This is a genomic window from Streptomyces thermoalcalitolerans (assembly GCF_039525155.1).
GTDB classification, from domain to species: domain Bacteria; phylum Actinomycetota; class Actinomycetes; order Streptomycetales; family Streptomycetaceae; genus Streptomyces; species Streptomyces thermovulgaris.
Genome location: NZ_BAAAHG010000034.1, coordinates 44716 through 61382 on the forward strand (window position 1 = coordinate 44716; position 16667 = coordinate 61382).

A 16667-nucleotide genomic window follows, 5' to 3' on the forward strand; every position below is an offset into this window, starting at 1 on the left:
AGGCACTCGGCACCCACGTGTCCGCCAAGCGCCCCGCAGCCTCCTGAGACCGGACCCGCGGAAACGCGGCCCGGTTCCCGCGGTGCTGGCGCTGCTGCTCGGCCTGCTCATGCTGCTGCACGCGCACATCACGGACCGGGGCGGCCTCGGCAGTCTGGTGGAGACGTTCCTGCCGTGGTTCGGCCTGTTCGTCCCGGTGCTCCTCGCCGGGGCGCTGTGGCGCCGCTCCGCCACGGCGACGGTCGCGCTGCTGCTGCCGGCCGTGACGTGGCTGAGTCTCTTCGGCGAACTGCTCCTCGACAAGTCCCGGCCGGGCGGCGACCTCACCGTGGTCAGCCACAACGTCAACGCCGAGAACCCCGACCCGGCCGGCACCGCCCGCGCCCTGGCCGCCTTCGGCGCGGACCTGCTGGCCCTCGAGGAGATGACCCCGCAGACCACGGCCGTGTACGCCAGGGAACTGGCGAAGACATATCCGTACCGCACGGTGCAGGGCACGGTCGGACTGTGGAGCAGACTGCCGCTGTCGCAGTCCCGGCCGGTCGACGTCCTGCGCGGCAACGCCGGCCCGCCGGCACAGACCCGGCGGGCCGAGGACCCCCCGTCGACCCGCCCCGGGCACTGCGCACCACGGTGGCCACGGACCAGGGGCCACTGGCGGTGTACGTGGTCCCATAAAGCTCCCCTTGAAGCATGGCTGGGCGGCAAACGCGCACCGCCGAAGGCACTGGCACGGAGTTGCGCCATGCGCCCATGGTTCGTGGCCGGCAACCAAAATTTTTTATTCCGAGCCCTCAGCGGAGCTGTGATCGGCACAATGGCAAAGATGTCGGACTTCAGCGAACTTCAGTTGGCGGACGGGACACCCGTATGGTTTCAGCTCGCACCGGGAGATGCCTGGAATGGCCCCGTAGAGCCGACCGCGGATCTCCCGGAGGGCATGGGGGCCACCGTTCCGGTGTCCCGAGGCGGGCGGGGCGTCGCCGACCGCACCGTCGGGACGGTACGCAGCGCACTGCGGCCGCTGGGGCCGATCTTGCAGGAGATCCATGACGCTGTAACGGGTGCCGAGAATCCGCCGCAGGAGATCAACGTCACCTTCGGCGTGCAGGTCGGACAAGGGCTCAAGCTGGGCTTCGTCACAGGAAATGGGCAGGCCCATCTGACCATCTCGGCCACCTGGCGGCCCGTGCCTGCCGCGGACTGACGGCGTGGGCTGGTTCATCAAGGCGAGCCCGTCAGCAGCAGACCCGCGTCACTGCGTGGTCTCCGTGCTGAAGGCCGCCGGCTCCGAGAGTGTGGGCGCGGGTGTCCTGCTGCCCCGGAACCACCTGCTGACCTGTGCCCATGTCGTCAACGACGCGCTGGGACGAAGACCGTTCGATCCGCGGCACCCGGGCGACCATACCGTGCCGGTTGTCTTGCACGGCCGGTCTCGTATGGTCCGCGCCGACGCTCGGATTACGCACTGGGTGCCCGCGCGCCGCCGGGACGGCACACCGGGCGTTCCGCGGGCCGAGGATCACGAGTGGCTGGGCGACTTGGCGGTGCTGCAGGTGGAGGCGGAGCCGTATCACGACGTGCCGCCTCCTCAGTGGCTGCCGATGACGATCGGCCAGTCGCTGCGCGCCTGGCACAGCAGCGGGCAGAGCCACACCTTCGCGGACGTGCGGGTCAAGTCTTGTGACGAGGCAGTCGGTTACGTCGACGGCGACGCCACCGGCATGGCCATCGGCCCCTCATACAGTGGCTGTCCGCTGTGGTCGGTCAGGGACAACGCGGTGGTGGGCATCGTTGCCGGACACGTCATGCCGCCCCACGACCCGGTCACCGGCCGGCCGTTGCCTTACAGCTCCCAGCACATCGCGCGGCGCAGCTGGGGCATCCCCTGGCAGCGCATCGAGGCCGAACTGCGGGCGGCCGGCGCGGCCATACTCTTCGAAGCACCGGAACCTGATCCGGACGATCCAGCGTTCGACCTTCTGGTGGACCTGCTGGACCAGCACATGCCGGCGCCGGGGCTGCGCATCGAATATGCGCGTGCCGTTGCGGAACACTGCGGATATGGCGTCCACGACACCTCGTCCGCGCCTGCCACCGAGGAGTTCGCAGCCCTGCTGCTGACCGAACCGCGGGCGCTGGCCGCGCTGACGGAGGTGCTGCGCCGACGGGAACCGATGGCGGTGCCCTCGCTGCTGGCAGTCGGCCGGATGTCGCAGGTGCCCCGGCTGCTGTCCCCACGCGAGCACCGCAAGCTGACGCGCTACTTGGATGCCCTGCCCGCGCCGCTGCGGGCTCGGCTGCCCGAGGTGACACGTGCCGCGCTGCCCCTGGCCGCCGCGCTCCCCATGAGTGAGGGCATCAGGGGGCTCTTGGAGCACCTGGAGTGCCTCACCGGCGACAGCCGTACCAACGCTGACGGTATGCGGGTGCCGGGGCTGCTGCGTGTGGTGGAGTACCTGGCCGCGCTCGCGCCGCCCTCGCTGCAGGCGCCCCTGCGACTGTGGACGATGTCCGTCGTGGACCGGCTGGGTATCCCCGCCACCTCGCTCCTGGAGCGCCGTACGGATGCTGAGGAGTGGGCGCGTGCGGCGCGGGAGCGGACGGCCCCGGCGTGGGTGACGGCCCGGGTGGAGCGAGCTGGTGCGGACCGCTACCGCTTGCGGGTGTGGTGCGACGAGGGTGGCGGGCCCCGGCAGACCTCGGTGGACACCGAGACTCCCCGCTCGGGGGCCGAGGCGGCTCGCGAGCTGCTCGGTGTGCTGGAGTCGCTGTACCGTGCGGCGCCTGACCGAGGGCGGCCGGTGCTGGAACTCCTGGTTGGACGGACCGAGTTGAATCTCGCCGTGGACGAGTGGGGCATGACCGGCACCGACGGCGATTCGTTCGGGCCCGACGAGCTGCCCGGGGTGCTCGGTGCCGAGTTCCCGGTCGTCGTCACCTGTCCAGAACTTCTGCACCGGCACGAGCGTTTTCATCCCGACTGGCGCCACCGCTGGAGACTTCTTGACTCGGACGCGCTCCTGACGTTCGACGACCCTGCCCAGGGCCGCAGTGAGGTCTATGGCGCCCTGTTGGCCGGCAAGGACGTCGTTCGGGTTGCTGTGGACGTTCCGCCTCGCACGCGTGACGAGATCGTTCAGACCTGTCTGCTGATGGGGGTGCCCGTAGTGATGTGGGACCGTGAGCGGACCGAACGCTCCCATGCTCTGGCCCAGCTGTCACCGGTGCCGGTGCGCACCCTGCCGGAGGGCACACGCGCGTACCGGGCGATGCGGCTGAGCAGCCCTCACCGGTACGTTGGCCGCCCCGTCCTCGCCTGGTCGGACGCGGACCGTTCGATGCCCCAGCTGCAACTGGCAGAACCCCAGGAGAACGGATGACCACGTCGGCACACGACAGTTGGCGGATCTTTCGCGGGGATGGCGTGGCCCGTCCGGTCACCATGCCACCCGCTCCGCCTTGGCGGCGCTTCGGCCCCGGCGGTCGTACGGCCCCACTGCCTTATCTCATCGCACCGGAGCACGCGGACATCGTCAACGCGGCTCTGCATCTGCGCCGCCCGTTGCTCGTGACCGGCCCGGCGGGCACCGGCAAATCGTCGCTGGCGCGCGCGGTGGCGCACGAGCTGAGCCTCGGTGAGCTGTTGCGCTGGCCGGTCAACAGTCGCTCCAATGTGCAGGAGGCCCTCTACCAGTACGACGCGATCGGGCGGTTGCGGGAGACCACGCTGAGCCGGGACCGGGGCGAGGCGGAACCCTCCATCGGCACGTTCATCCGGCTCGGCCCGCTCGGCACGGCACTCGCCCCGCATGACACCCCGCGCGCGCTGCTCGTGGACGAGATGGACAAAGGGGACGTAGACCTGCCCAACGACCTTCTGACTGTGTTCGAGGAGGGTTTCTTCGAAATCCCCGAACTTGCCCGGCTGCCCGAGGAGTTGGCCGAGGTGGAGGTGCTGACGGCCGACCACCGGGGTACAGTGACCGTTCGGCAGGGCCGGGTGGAATGCACTGAGTTCCCGGTCGTCATCATCACCAGCAACGGCGAGCGGGACTTTCCGCCCGCTTTCTTGCGCCGCTGTATCCGGCTCGATCTGCCGATGCCTGACGAGGAGCAGCTGCGGGCCATCGTCGCCGCGCATCTTGGGCCGGAGATCCTGCCGGAGGTGGATGACTTGCTCCAGGCGTTCTTGCGTCGCCGTGCCCCTGGCGAACTCGCCACCGACCAGCTGCTTAACGCAGTGTTCCTGCGTACCAACGGCGTGCACCTGGACGCCGACGGGCTGCTGGACGCCGTTCTGCACCAGCTCACGGGAACGGTGTGAGCTGTGCCGGGGACGCGGGGGAACAGTGGAGGCGACCGGCTCGGGGCGCTGCTGCGGGTGCTGAAGGGCATCGGCTGCAACCCTGATCCGCTGGAAGTACTGGACATGCTGTGGCTGGCTGGCCGCCTGCCGCAGGACACCCACGACTTGCCTCTGCCACGGCTGCTGCGCCGTACGGCACCCCCCGCTCAGCCCGTGCCCCCGAATCTGCCGAAACCGGTCACCGAGCCGGACGAGGAACCAGACACCCCACGGCCCGGCCCCGAACTGCCCGCGTTGACCCGGCCGAAGCTGTACGCCGCACCGCAGCTCCCGGAACTGCCCGGCCTGCCGAACACGCTGCCTTCATCAGCCTCGGACCCCGGTCGACCGGCGCTACCGCTGCTGGTACCGGAGGAGAAGGCCCTGCGTGACGAGCTGGCAATCGGGCGGGCGTTGCGACCGCTGAAACGGAAGAGGCCGAGTCCCCGGCTGCGCGAGGTGGACGAGGTGGCCACAGCCGCCCAGCTCGCCGAAACCCGGGTGCCCGACGTCGTACTCCGGCCGCGCCGGGAACGTTGGCTGAACCTGGTCCTGGTGGTCGACGACGGCCTGTCCATGCTGCTCTGGCACCGGCTTACCGCCGAGCTGCTCACGACCCTTCAGCGGATCGGCGCCTTCCGTTCGGTCCAGGTCCGCGGCTTCGACACCCGTGCCCGGGGCGGCCCGGTGCTGCGCGGCCACCCATTCGACCCGGACAGCTCCACGCTGTCACCGTCCACACTGGTCGATCCCTCCGGACAGAGCCTGATCTTCGTCGTAAGCGACGGCATGGGCTCCGGCTGGCGCAGCGGCGCGGTTCACGACACCCTGCTGACCTGGGCGGAGAATGGCCCAGTGGCGATCCTGCACACTCTGCCGCCCGCGCTGTGGGACAGCTCCGGCATCCAGGCCGACCGCTGGCAGGCCACCACCCGCAGGCCCGGCGGCGCGGGCACGGCTTGGCGGATCAGCGACCCCGTACTGCCCATTGACTTCACCGGTGTGCCCGTCCCGGTGCTGGAGCCGACCGCTGACTCTCTGCGCACCTGGACCGGACTGCTGACCTCACCGGGTACCACCGTGCAGCTCCCGCTGCTGGCCCGGCCCCGGCAGCACGCCCCGGTCGCCTCCCGTCAGGTGGGCAGTCTCCAGCATTTCCGGGACGCGGCCTCGCCGGAGGCCTATCGGCTCGCTGCCCATCTTGCTGCCGTGTCCCCGCTGACCGTGCCAGTGATGCGGCTGGTGCAGTCTGCGGTGCCCTGGCAGGCCCGCACCACTCATCTGGCTGAGGTTTTCCTGGGCGGCCTGCTGCATCCCCGCCCAGCCCCGGTTCCTGGGCCGCTGCCCGCCAAGCATCGAGTCTTCGACTTCACCGAGGAGTGCAAGACCGCCCTGCTGGACGTCGTACCCAGCGGTGAACTGGCCCGCACCAGCCGCCGCATCGGCCGTCGCCTGGAGCAACTGGCGGGCCGCTCCCCGGATTTCCCCGCCTGGCTTGTCCATCCGGACGGCACGGACCGGCTGCCGGCCGGATCTGCTGCCTTTACCACCGTGGAGCGCCGGCTGATGACCCGGTTCGGGGTGCGCCTGCCCGCCTCGGCCGCCGTTCCCGAGCCGCCGCCCCGGGTGGTTCGCCCGCCGGTCTGGCACGCGCTCACCCCGCAGGACCCAACTCAGCTCGGCCCGTACACACTACGTGGGCGTCGCCTGGGCCGCCGTACGATCGTCTACCTCGGCTACGCCCCACACCTCGGGGAGGTGGCAGTGCGTACCGTACGGCCTGAACTTCCAACATCCACAGCACAGCTGCTTACCACAGAAGCGGAAGCTCTGCGACGGATGGCCGGCCGGTACGCCCCCGAACTGCTCGACGCCGACTTGAACGGCCGTCCCGGCTGGATCGCGGTACAACTCTTTCCATCGGCCGGCGGTGCCAACGCCCAGCCACCTCGCCTGAGCGATCTGCTGGCCTACGTCGGCCCTGACCAGACGGGCGCCTTCGACCTGCTTACCAGTCTCCACCTCAGCTTCCATCTGGCCTCCGCGCTGAGTATCTGCCATCTCAATGAACTGGTACCGGCTGATCTGGCGCCGGACTCGGTGGTGGTGCTGGAGCGGACGGTGTTGCTGACCGGGTTGTCGGACTGCGCCATCGACGGCGAGTACCACGGCACCGGCGTCCCGCCCACCAAAGAGGACAACATCAGAGCCCTCGGCGAACTCCTCCGGCTGGTCAGCAGCCGCCCCCGGGCCCCGCTGCCCGGCCTGCCCGAGGGCATGCAGCTGTGGTCAGGTGACACCTGGCAGCCCCTCCGAGAACTCGTCCTGCGCTGCTTGGACCCTGATCCGACGGTACGGCCGACGGCCAGTGAGGTGGCCGATAAACTCGCTCAGTACGTGACGATTGCAGCAACACTGCAGCGTAGGACGAGCCCCGCACCGAACTCCCGTACAAACGCACCCGACGCGCATCGCGCGCAGGTGGAGCCGCCCGAGCTGACACCAGGCTCGGCGGACCTGACGGCAGCGTCGGCAAGGGAGGCCGATGCACCCCGGCCGCCCTCCTTCGGTTACTTCGGCCGCGTCAAACGCGACCACAGGCTGGCGCTGGTGCGCCGCCGGCTGCGACACAGCCGCCGGATCACACTCGTCGGGACGCGGCCCCACTCCGGGCGGCTCACCACGACCGTCGTCCTGGGGTCGCTCTTCGTGGCGTTGCGCCGACAAGCAGTGCTGGCCCTGGACGGGGCACCCTACACCGGGGACCTGCACAGCCATCTGCCACCGGACGCCTCCTTCACCCCCCGCACGCTGACTCGGCTGCCGCTGGATGCCCCGTACGAGGAGATGCGGCGCAGCATGAACATTCTGCCCTCGGGTCTGCATGTACTGGCCCACCGCGCACTGCGGGCCACGCCGAGCCCAGCGTACGCCGACGAGTACCGGCACATCCTGTCCCTGGCAGCCCGGCACTACCCGGTTATCCTGATCGACTGGGCGGCGAAGCAATTCGACGACATGGCGGACGTCGTGCTCCAGCACACCGACCAGCTGGTCGTGTGCACCACGCTCCAGCACCAGGACGATCCCGTCGCTGGACTCCTTGACGATCTGCGCGCTCGGGGCTGGGGCACGCTGGCCGACAGCGTCGCGGTCACCGTGACACAGACCCTGAACAACGAACCCGCGTCCTGGCTCGCCCGGTCCGGGCTGCTGGAACGCTACCGGGACTTGGTCGTGATCCCCTATGACCCCCACCTGTCATCCCAGCGTGCGATCGACCTCTCCCGGCTTAAGCCCCGTACAGCCAAAGCCTTCCTGAGCCTCGCAGCACTGGTGATGACGGACCCGGAAAATCCGTCACCGACCGAGGCCGACGATGTGCCGAGCCAGGACAGTTCGGACGTTTGACATGCCTGTGGGGCACGGTCAGGGGGCCTTCCTGAGAGTGGGACTGATGGACGGCCGTCAGTTTGAGTGTCCATTTGTCGCCCTAAGCGCGCTTCACAGGTTGCTCATCCGGCCCAGCAGGCGCCAAGGCCGAGAGCGCTCTCCGGCTTGATCTTTAACGTCCGAGGCCGAAGGGCACCTCAACTTGATCACTCGGCCCGGCAAATGGCGTACATTAAAGCGGTCTTCATCTGAAACATGTGTTCCAGGCAGGGAGTACGCACGTCCAGCATGAAGGCCGCAGGAATGAGTCTGCTGCAACGCGACGCCCTGCATGAGGAATGAGCGCCACTGTCACGCTTCAGGGATGAATTCCATTCTTGTCTCACCGCTTGTTCGGATGCGTTGTTCGAGCTGGCTGACGCTGTTCTGTGCGGCAACGGGCCGGTTGGACCGCCGGGACGGCTGTGGACGCGACTCGGTGTCCCGGCCGGACTGGTGACCTCGCTGCTCCTGACCCCTGGGCACTGCTGTACAGGCTGAGCACCTGGGAGGTGGCGCTCCGGACACTGATCGCAGCCGCCCAACTGCACGCGCAGCGCGGCCACCGGCACCGCCGCAAGACCACAACTCTCCCCCTTGGAGCGCCATTGACGAGCGGGCGCCCCACACAGAACGCCCCAGACCGCTGCTGAGCCAAGCAGCCAGAAGGACACAGACAACACCTTGCCCCTGTGACGCGGATGCCCGGTGCAGCGAGGTGGTGGCTGCGCAAGCGGAACGGCCACTGACCGACGCGGGCGGACTTCGAAGACGCTGCTACCGAGCAGAGCCGGCCTCGGCGAACGCCTGTCGGCTGTGTGCGAGCAGCTCACGCACCGGAGGGTTGTGCGTGTTCTTCCAGACCAGAGCGAGCAACGCCGGTGTTTCGACGTCATCGATGACGCGGGCGGTGAGCCGGTCACGGTGACCGGCGGCCATCGAGTCGCTGAGAACGGCGACGCCGAGCCCGCGGGCGGCGAGGTCGGCAATGGCCTCTGCGGCGCTGGCCTGCAACGCGATCGAAGGATGGAGGCCCTGCGCGGTGCAGGCATGGTCGAACACCGTACGCAGACCGGTACCAGGAGGCATGCAGACGACCGGATAAGCGGTCAGATCGCGCAAGGTGACCCGCTGTTGGCTCGCCAGGGGATGCCCGGCTGGAACCGCTGCGACGAGCCGTTCACTGATGACCGTCAGCGCCTCCAGCCCGTCCAGGGCAGCGGTTGCGGTCCCGACAAGAGCCAGGTCGACGGTGCCGGCGCGGACCTTCTTGATGAGCCGGTCGGAGTTGTCCTCCAGCAGGGAGATCTCCACACCGGGATGCGCCCGATGAAACGCGGCGAGCGCATCGAACAGCGGAGTGAGGGTGCAGCCGGTGACCATGCCGACCGTGATCCGCCCCCGGATCAGCCCGGTCACTTCACCCACTGCCTGACCGACCGCCCCGGCGGCGGCGAGTGCGGCGCGCGCGTGCTCGAGGGCGGCCTTCCCCGCAGCAGTGAGGGTGACGGTGCGCGCCGACCGGTCGAACAGCTCGGCACCGAGCTCACGCTCCAGCTGGCGGATCTGAGCGCTGACGCCGGACTGGCTGATGTGCACCCGTTCAGCTGCCCGGGTGAAGTTCTGCTCCTCGGCGACCGCGACAAAGTACTCCAGCTGCCTCAGTTCCATGAATGAAAATTCTAGTTCGCAGCAGATCCATCTGTTGGACTTCTGGCAGGCGGGCGACCACGCTGGGAGGCAGTCGAACCCGACGCCAGGAGGACCCCGTGCCGGAATACGAGAAGGCCATGCGACCCGAGGACATCACCCGCCTGTTCGTTGAGCGGTCCAACGCCGGTGACGCGGCCGGAGTCGCCGCGCTCTACGAGGAGAACGCGGTGATGGCCTACCCGCCCGGCGAACTGACGGTGGGACGGGAGGCGATCCGTGCGCTGTGGGAGAAGGTGCTGGCCAACCGTCCCCGCTTCGAGCCGGAACAACCGCTGCCGACGCTGATCAGCGGCGACATCGCCCTCACCTCGACCCCGCCGAAGGACGGGGCGGGAGCCCGCGCACAGGTCGTCCGGCGCCAGCCTGACGGAAGCTGGCTGCGCCTGCTCGACCGGCCCGAGTTCATCCCACCCACCAGCTGACCCCCTCGACCTTCTGCGAACCGACCAGGGACAAACCCGAAGACACCGCCCGCACAAACCCGCCGGCATCCTGCACGACAACGCCGGCGGGCCCGTCGTTCGCCCGCTGAGGACGAGCCGGACGACGGGCCCAGGGTGTGTGCGGGTACGGCTCAGCAGCCGCCGCAGTTGTAGTACGTGACGTCCCAGTGGTTGCCCTCTTCGGCGTAGACGTTGCCCGAAGCGGAACGCCACTGCCGGGCACCGTCACCGCGTACCCCGATGTAGGTGAAGCTGTTCTTGATGTAGTTCCCGAGGCACGTGTTCATGCTGTAGTCGAGCTTGTAGCCGTTCCAGTGCGAGTACGTCCCCGAGGCGTGACCTGTCTCGGTGCCGCCGGTGATGTTCAGCGCGCAGCCGCTGGCCCGCTTGAGGGTCTGGGCACCCTGGGCAGTGGCGAGGTTGAGCTGCTCGAACGACGTGCAGGTGGGGACGTTGCGGTCCGAGCAATTGCCGGAGGACGACCAGGTGATGCCCACCTCGCGGAACATCGAGACCGCGGTGGCGTGACTGATCTTTGTGACGGCCGACGCCTCACTCGCCGTGCCGATGACGGCGAGACCCGGAGCGATGATCAGAGCAAGGGCGACCAGGACCGAACGGAGTCTTGGGAACTTCAGAGCCTTCACGGCTTTCATGGACGAACCCTTCCTGCTGGGGCCAGTTTTCCTCGAAGTGGCTGTGCAGGTGGTGCACGTAGATCATGGCGGATGTCTACGCGCGTCCGCCAGGGTGCGAACGGCTTCGTTCGTTCCGGGAACAGGCCCGGGAACAGAGACGCCGCCCGCCGGGACGCTCCTGAAGCAGACGCAGGCACCTTGACGGCGTGCCTGTACTCGACGAGACGCCATGCCCCAGCGGTAAGGGCCGCCCTCCGGTTACTTCTGCAGCGCCGTATCCATCGCTGGGAAAAGGGGATTCCGCCACGGACCGTTCCGCACTGGGCTTGTCGGTTCCAGCGGACAGCATGAAAAGAAAGAAGGCGATGGAGATCTCTCCTCTCGCCCTTTTCAACATATAGCGCACCGGGGGGCTTGCGGCAAGACCCGGGTCACGGCGCAGAATCGTCGGCCGAGGCCACGACCTGCGGTAACGGGGGCGCACGCGTGTGCGGGGCAACACATCAAGGGCATGCCGCCCGACTCGAGCCTTGCAGCGGAGGCAGGCAGTGCAGTCGCGCCCACCCCGGACAGGGATGCGGAGTGCGTATGGCCCGACTGGACGAAGCAGCCGGCTGACCCGTCAAAAAAAGAGGGCAGCCGACGACGAGAACACGCCCGAGAGAATTCGACAGAGCCTGGAGACGCCGGTGAGCCCATCAGCCACCACAGTGCAACAGAACACGGCTGCCCCGGAGGTATCACGGTGACCGAGCAGTACGTGTTGGACCTTCGGCAGGTCGACGGGACACAGACCGCGATCGTTGGTGGCAAGGGCGCCCACCTGGGCGAGCTGTCACGGATCGAAGGCATCCGTGTACCGGAAGGCTTTTGCGTGACGACGGACGCCTTCCGGCGGATCATGGCGCAAGCACCATCCATCGACGACCAGCTCGATCAGCTGTCACGTCTGGACCCGGACGACCGGGAGGCGATCGGCACGCTCAGCGCGCAGATCCGCCAGACCGTCGAAGAGACCGCCATCCCGGACGATCTCGCGGCAGCGATCACCCACGCGCTCTCCCGGCTCGGCGGGCAAACCGCCTGCGCCGTCCGGTCCAGCGCGACGGCAGAAGACCTGCCGACGGCCTCCTTCGCCGGCCAGCAGGACACCTACCTGAACGTCATGGGACCGGCAGCAGTCCTCCAGCACGTCCGCCGCTGCTGGGCCTCACTGTTCACCGAGCGGGCCGTGACCTACCGGCAACGCAACAACATCGACCACCGCATGGTCCACATGGCCGTGGTCGTGCAGCAGATGGTCTTCCCGCACACGGCCGGCACCCTGTTCACGGCCGACCCCGTCACGGGCAACCGGACGATCGCCACCGTGGACGCCGGCTTCGGCCTCGGCGAAGCCCTGGTCTCCGGCCTGGTGAACCCGGACGTCTTCAAAGTCCGGCACGACGAAATCATCGCCAGGACGATCGCCGCCAAACAACGTGCCGTACACGCTCTGCCAGGCGGCGGCACACAGGAAACAGCAATCGACCCGCAGCAGCAGAAGCAGCCGGCGCTGACGGACCCACAGGTGCTGCGACTGGTGCGGCTCGGGCGGCGGATCGAGGCGCACTTCGGCTGCCCGCAGGACATCGAATGGTGCCTGGCCGGCGATGAGTTCCACATCGTCCAGAGCCGGCCGATCACCACGCTGTTCCCCATCCCAAAGACTGACGACCGGGAAAACCACGTCTACGTCTGCATCGGTCACGGGCAGATGATGACCGACCCCATCAAGCCCCTGGGGCTGTCCGTGTGGCAGCTGACGGCCATGGCGCCGATGCACGAAGCCGGCGGAAGGCTTTTCGTCGACGTCACCCCGCACCTGGCCTCACCCGCAAGCCGCGCCCGTCTCCTGGACACCATGGGAAGGAACGACCCGCTGACCAGGGACGCGCTGGAGACCCTCCTCGACCGCGGTGATGTCGTCCCCTCACGTCCGGACACAAACCCCGGCACACCACCGGCCAACAGCGCGCCCACCCCGATCGAGACCGACCCGGCCATCGTCACCGAACTGATCGAGCGCAGCCAGGCATCCATCGCCGCCCTGGAACGCGACATCCGGACGAAGACCGGACCGGAGCTGTTCGACTTCCTGCTGGAGGCCTTCAAGGAACACAAGCGAGTCCTCAGCGACCCGCTGAACCATCAGGCGATCATGGCGGGAATGGAGGCCACATGGTGGCTCAACGACAAACTGCAGCAGTGGCTGGGTGAGAAGAACGCAGCCGACACGCTCACGCTGTCCGCTCCCGGCAACATCACCTCACAGATGGGACTGGCGTTGCTCGACGTCGCGGACGCGATCCGCCCGCACCCGGAGGTGGTGGCGTTCCTGCAGGACGTCAAGGACGAGGACTTCCTGCAGAAGCTGGCGGAACTTCCCGGCGGAGCCGAAGCCCGCGACGCCATCGAGGCCTACCTCGACCGGTACGGCATGCGCTGCGTCGGCGAGATCGACATCACCAGGCCACGCTGGCGCGAGCGCCCCACCACCCTCGTGCCCGCGATCCTCGACAACGTCAGGAACTTCGAACCGGGCGCCGCCAAGCGGCGTTTCGAACAAGGACGGCAGAAGGCACAGCAGAAGGAACAGGACGTCCTGTCACGCCTGCGGACCCTGCCGGACGGAGACCGGAAGGCCGACGAGACCAAACGGATGATCGACCGGGTCCGGACCTTCATCGGCTACCGGGAGTACCCGAAGTACGACATCGTCAGCCGCTTCTTCATCTACAAACAAGCCCTGCTACGGGAAGCCGAGCGCCTCGTGCAGGCCAACGTGATCGCCGACAAGGAAGACATCTTCTACCTCACGTTCCAGGAACTCCACGACACCGTGCGCTCAGGTCAGGCGGACGACCAGCTCATCCAGCGCCGCAAGGACGCATTCCGGTCGTACCACGCGCTCACCCCGCCCCGGGTGCTCACATCGGACGGCGAGGCCGTCACCGGGGCGTACCGACGCGACGACGTGCCGACCGGTGCCCTGACCGGCCTCGCGGTTTCCGCCGGAGTCGTCGAGGGAAGAGCCCGCGTCGTCCTCGACATGGCCAAAGCCGACCTCGAAGCAGGTGACATCCTGGTCACGACCGCAACGGACCCCAGCTGGTCACCGCTGTTCGTCGGCATCGCGGGCCTGGTGACGGAGGTGGGCGGCCTGATGACCCATGGCGCAGTGATCGCCCGGGAATACGGCTTGCCGACCGTCGTGGGTGTGGAGCAGGCCACCCGGCTGATCCGGGACGGACAACGGATCCGCGTCCACGGAACCGACGGCTACGTCGAAATCCTGTCATGACCGGCCTCACCCGAAGACCCACCCACAGCCCTTTCCGAAGTTTGTAGCAGTACATATGCGGTGGCAGCCGTTCCCAGGCCTCTGCTTGGATGCCTGGCGTGACGTCTGCGGATCTTGGTGATCGCCGTGAACTGTTGAACCGGCTTGAGCGGTACTACGACGCAGTCCCCCGCTCCGATGCCCGAGTCGAGGACTTTGGGCCGCTGAGCCTGTTCATACGCGAAGGGCAGGGCTGGCCCTTCTACGCACGCCCGGCCCTGGGGTGGTCCGGAGAGGTGAGTGCTGCCGATGTGAACCGGGTCCGTTCCCGGCAACGGGAGCTGGGCGTCCCGGAGAGTTTCGAGTGGGTCGCCGAGACCGCGCCCGCGCTGCGAGCCGCGGTCGAGCAGGCAGGGCTTGCCGTGCACGGGCACCCCTTGATGGTGCTCGGACCAGACGTATCGGCTCCCGCTGTGCCCGAGGTGGTCGGCGGCGCGGTGGTGCGGAGCGTGTCGCCGGACGATCCCGTGCTGCCGAGCGCGCTGGCCGTTGCTCACCTGGCCTTCGCCGAGCCTGGCACCGACGTCGGTGCCGCCGGGCTCACGGAATTGGCCAGGACGGTACGCGACCGTGCTGGTGATGGATCGGTGGAACGCATGAAGGCACGCATCCAGGCCGGCCTGACATGCGTTGCTGCCGCAGTGACGGACGGTGTGGCGCTGTGCGCTGGCCAGCACCAGCCGGTCGGCGCGGTCAGTGAGATTGTCGGGGTCGGAACCCTGCCAACCGCACGCCGTCGTGGTCTTGCACAGGCGGTGACCGCTGCGCTGGTGGCCGACGCACGATCGCGAGGCGTCGAGACCGTCTTCCTGTCCGCGAGCGACGACGCCGTCGCACGGATCTATGCCCGGCTCGGCTTCCGCACCGTGGGCACGGCACTGATTGCCGAGCCTTTCGAGCAGCGGTTGGTGTGACGTCAGTCGCTGGGGTTGCCGGGACGGTGGTGCCGGAATGCCGCCGCATCGCGGGAAAGAAGATGACAGCGCGCTCCCTGCGAGGGCCGGCCCCGACACCGGCATGATCGCAGCGGGCGTCCCCACTGCGCCACTGGCCGGGGGCCGGGGCACGTCGCCGTGCCCCGGCCCCCACCGGGCCGTGGCCACGAAGTATGAGCTCGCCGTCTGTCTTCTTCAGCAGCTTGGCCGTGGCCACGCGCCCCTTGTCGATGAACGGGTGGTCCAGGATGCGGGGTTCGGGTCAGGACCCGTCGGTGACGGCGCCGAACCGCAGAGCGAAGGCGGGTTTCCTTCCCCCAGGTCGCTCCGCTCCGAGGCACCTTGTGTTGTCCAGCGCCCGCCCATGATCCAGAATCAGCGAGCACACCTTCAGGAGGTCTTCTCGTGCCCTCGCTCCATGACTTCACCACCTGGCAACCCCTGCTGCGCCTCTTGCACGCCGCCCACGCGGAAACGCTCACCGCACCCGGCGGGCACGTGGCGGGGCAGATCAGTCCCAGAGCATGGAGCGTTCCGTTGCCGTACCGGCGGCCTCAGCCGGGGCGCGCCGCACAGGTCTCCGACAACCAGGAGCAGTTCGACGCCGTGGGCCGGATCATTGAAGCGCTCGAGGAGGACGGGAGCGACAGTGTCTCCTTCGTCGTGGAGGCATCTTCCGCTCCCGGCGGTGTCCGGCTGCATTTGATCGACCTGGGCTCCTCCGTGGAGCCGGGTATCGCGACCGCGCACCCGGGCACGCTTCTCCTCGCGGACGGGGCACTGCCCGAGCCGGTGCGCCGCCTGCCCGAGCCGGTGCCGGGCGCAGTACCGGCTCCGTCCGCGGATGTGGAACTGCTGCAACGCACTCTTCGCCAACGGCTCCCGGACGCGGCGGGCGCCTCAGAGGAGGAGATCGCAGCGGTCGAGGCGCGTCTGGGCATGCCGCTGCCCGCCGAGTTGAAAGCTCTGTATCAGGTCGTCCGAGGCCGGTACGAGGACTGGGACGACTACCGGGAGCCGTACGACACCATCGGCTGCGAACTCCTTCCCCTCGACGAGGTGTACGTCGCCGACGCGACTTCCCGGCATGTGCCATGGCGGTTCGGCGCCATGAAGGCGGTCGAGACGGGGCCGGAGGACGTCGTGCAGGGGCTTGTTGGCTCACCGGGCTGGATCGTCTTCGGTGACAACGGCGGCGGGGACCGCATCGCCGTCGACCTCACACCGGGTCCGGGCGGGCACGTCGGGCAGGTGATCATCATCAGTCACGAGGAGTACATCGGCGCCGAACTGGTCGCCGACTCCCTCACCGACATGGTCGTCCGCCGTCACTGCGGCGGCCGGCCGGTCCAAAGGACCGAACGGCCCCCACTCGTCGCCCACGTCAATCACGCCTCCATCCCCAGCATCGAGGCTGCCGCCCACCCTGGCCTGGAGGTTCTCAGCATCGGGGTCTGGGAGAAGGAACCCCTCAGCCTCGCCCCCGTCTTCGGCCTGCCGCGCCTGCGGACTCTCTCCGCCTGTCCCGGTACTCTCGCCGATCCCTGTGAGATCGCCCGGCTCACCCACCTCGAGTATCTGGAACTCCCGTCCGCGGAGTGGCGTGTCCTCCTTGATGCGGGGGCTGTGCCCACCGGGCTTCTCGCCGCGGACATCAAGACCCACTCACAGCGGGACAACCCGTTGCGGACCGTCGCCCTCGCCAACGAGATCCTCGCCCTGTACGGTCGGCCGCCGATCGCAGGCATCACGGTGCTGGAGGGAACGGCCTCATGA

General features: G+C 68.4%; 10 protein-coding genes and 1 pseudogene. 9 read left to right on the forward strand and 2 right to left on the reverse strand.

The window, feature by feature from the left end:
- Nucleotides 1-43 precede the first annotated feature (43 nt).
- From ABD224_RS19265 to ABD224_RS19285, 5 genes and pseudogenes are all read left to right on the forward strand, one after another.
- A pseudogene (locus ABD224_RS19265) lies at nucleotides 44-669 on the forward strand (endonuclease/exonuclease/phosphatase family protein); the annotation flags it as partial.
- Nucleotides 670-940: 271 nt separating this feature from the next.
- Nucleotides 941-1207, forward strand: a complete 267-nt coding sequence (locus ABD224_RS19270; RefSeq protein ID WP_344051531.1) for a CU044_2847 family protein — start codon at nucleotides 941-943, stop codon at nucleotides 1205-1207.
- Nucleotides 1208-1271: 64 nt separating this feature from the next.
- Nucleotides 1272-3383: a VMAP-C domain-containing protein gene (locus ABD224_RS19275; RefSeq protein ID WP_425581011.1), complete on the forward strand. Its 2112-nt coding sequence runs from the start codon at nucleotides 1272-1274 to the stop codon at nucleotides 3381-3383.
- Nucleotides 3380-4327, forward strand: a complete 948-nt coding sequence (locus tag ABD224_RS19280) for an AAA family ATPase (protein WP_344051504.1) — start codon at nucleotides 3380-3382, stop codon at nucleotides 4325-4327. The genes ABD224_RS19275 and ABD224_RS19280 overlap by 4 nt, the downstream gene beginning before the upstream one ends.
- 3 nt (nucleotides 4328-4330) lie before the next feature.
- Nucleotides 4331-7759 (forward strand): SAV_2336 N-terminal domain-related protein, encoded by a 3429-nt coding sequence (locus tag ABD224_RS19285; protein ID WP_344051507.1) that lies wholly within the window; start codon nucleotides 4331-4333, stop codon nucleotides 7757-7759.
- A 798-nt stretch (nucleotides 7760-8557) separates the two neighbouring features.
- On the opposite strand, the gene ABD224_RS19290 is transcribed toward ABD224_RS19285, so the two are convergent.
- On the reverse strand, nucleotides 8558-9451 hold the full coding sequence (locus tag ABD224_RS19290; protein WP_344051509.1) for a LysR family transcriptional regulator: 894 nt from the start codon (nucleotides 9449-9451) through the stop codon (nucleotides 8558-8560).
- Nucleotides 9452-9549: 98 nt separating this feature from the next.
- On the opposite strand from ABD224_RS19290, the gene ABD224_RS19295 reads away from it, so the two are divergent.
- Nucleotides 9550-9915: a YybH family protein gene (locus tag ABD224_RS19295; protein ID WP_344051511.1), complete on the forward strand. Its 366-nt coding sequence runs from the start codon at nucleotides 9550-9552 to the stop codon at nucleotides 9913-9915.
- 152 nt (nucleotides 9916-10067) lie between these two features.
- On the opposite strand, the gene ABD224_RS19300 is transcribed toward ABD224_RS19295, so the two are convergent.
- On the reverse strand, nucleotides 10068-10592 hold the full coding sequence (locus ABD224_RS19300) for a hypothetical protein (protein WP_344051513.1): 525 nt from the start codon (nucleotides 10590-10592) through the stop codon (nucleotides 10068-10070).
- 727 nt (nucleotides 10593-11319) lie between these two features.
- Here ABD224_RS19300 and rph point away from each other — a divergent pair.
- From rph to ABD224_RS19315, 3 genes are all read left to right on the forward strand, one after another.
- Complete coding sequence (gene rph, locus ABD224_RS19305; protein WP_344051515.1) at nucleotides 11320-13917, forward strand: rifamycin-inactivating phosphotransferase; 2598 nt, start codon at nucleotides 11320-11322, stop codon at nucleotides 13915-13917.
- Nucleotides 13918-14015: 98 nt separating this feature from the next.
- Nucleotides 14016-14870 (forward strand): GNAT family N-acetyltransferase, encoded by an 855-nt coding sequence (locus ABD224_RS19310; protein ID WP_344051517.1) that lies wholly within the window; start codon nucleotides 14016-14018, stop codon nucleotides 14868-14870.
- A 426-nt stretch (nucleotides 14871-15296) separates the two neighbouring features.
- Nucleotides 15297-16667 carry an SMI1/KNR4 family protein gene (locus ABD224_RS19315; protein WP_344051519.1) on the forward strand — a complete coding sequence of 457 codons (1371 nt, stop codon included), beginning with the start codon at nucleotides 15297-15299 and terminating at the stop codon, nucleotides 16665-16667.

Bases quoted from the DNA above. Each gene is read 5' to 3' on its own strand.
- ABD224_RS19270 (WP_344051531.1), top strand. From the start codon at position 941: ATGGGGGCCACCGTTCCGGTGTCCCGAGGCGGGCGGGGCGTCGCCGAC.
- ABD224_RS19280 (WP_344051504.1), top strand. From the start codon at position 3,380: ATGACCACGTCGGCACACGACAGTTGGCGGATCTTTCGCGGGGATGGC.
- ABD224_RS19290 (WP_344051509.1), bottom strand. From the start codon at position 9,451: ATGGAACTGAGGCAGCTGGAGTACTTTGTCGCGGTCGCCGAGGAGCAG.
- ABD224_RS19300 (WP_344051513.1), bottom strand. From the start codon at position 10,592: ATGAAAGCCGTGAAGGCTCTGAAGTTCCCAAGACTCCGTTCGGTCCTG.